1 protein-coding gene is annotated in these 1,162 nt (G+C 66.9%); it reads left to right on the top strand.

From position 1 onward, the window contains the following. The coding region (locus VBE63_RS29895) for a proton-conducting transporter membrane subunit (RefSeq protein ID WP_323686599.1) at positions 1 to 1,162 on the top strand (1,162 nt) is incomplete at both ends.

The following is a 1,162-nucleotide window of genomic DNA, read 5'->3' as shown; positions in this document are numbered from 1 at the left end:
GCGCCTCGACACCGTTGCGGTGGCCTTCATCATCCTGGGTCTGGGGGTCAAGGCCGGCCTGGTTCCGCTGCACCTATGGCTGCCCACCGCCTACGCCGCTGCGCCGACCCCGGCCAGTGCGGTGCTCGGCGGCGCGATGATCAAGGTCGCGCTGCTAGGCTGGCTGCGGTTTCTGCCGCTCGGCACCTCCGCCCTACCTGAGGCAGGCATGGTGATCGCGGTGCTAGGACTGATTTCGGTGTTCTATGCGCTGCCGATCGGACTGCTGCAGTCCGATGCCAAGGCGCTGCTCGGCTACTCCAGCATCAGCAAAATGGGGCTGGCAGTGCTGCTGCTGGGCTTGATGCTGATCGAGCCCGAGCTCGCACCCGCGGGGATCATCGCCCTGACCCTGTTTGCGGCCCATCATGCGCTGGTCAAGGGCGGACTCTTCCTTGGTGTCGGCCTCCGCCAAGATGGCGAACGCCAGACTTGGCTCGCGGTCGGCGTCCTGATCGGACTGGCGCTGCTCGCCCTCGCGCTCGCCAGCGCCCCCTTCAGCAGCGGCGCGGTCACCAAATATCTGATGAAGCCGGTGCTCGCCGCTGCGCCCTGGCCCTGGCTGCCGGCGGCGCTCGCCGTTGCGGCGGTGGCGACCACCCTGCTGATGGCCCGCTTGCTGTGGATCTTGCTCCTGGCAGAGCCCAATCGCCAAACCGCCGAGCCACGCGGTTGGGCGACGCTCGCCTGGGGCCTGATCATCCTGCTGGTGCTGATCTTCCCGTTTGCGCTCGGCAAGCCCTCAAGCTGGCCAACCAACAGCCTGCCGGTCGCGATTGGCCTGGTCCTGGCCACCTTGGTCGCGCTCGCCGCCTGGGCCAATCCGGCTTGGCTGAAACCATTGATCAGTCTGATTCCCGCCGGCGACCTACTGGTGCTGGTGCGACCGGCTCAGGCATTGGCGGTGCGCATCGGCGTTGTCCTCTATCGGCCCTTGCTCAGCGTGCAACAGCAGGTTCAGCAATGGGCGGTCGCCCTCTTTGAGCGCTTCTTTGGCACGCCTGCAGCCGATCCCGAACGCGGGCTCAGGACCTGGCCGATCGCCGGCGCGCTCTGGATCGGCATCCTCATGCTGCTGCTGAGCGCAATGCTGGTCGGTTCAGCGATGCTGATCAGTTCCAGG

The organism is Lamprobacter sp. (assembly GCF_034860625.1).
In the GTDB taxonomy this organism is placed as follows: Bacteria; Pseudomonadota; Gammaproteobacteria; order Chromatiales; family Chromatiaceae; genus Lamprobacter.
Note: the sequence above shows the minus strand (reverse complement) of the source record. Positions and strands in the feature narration are given on the sequence as shown.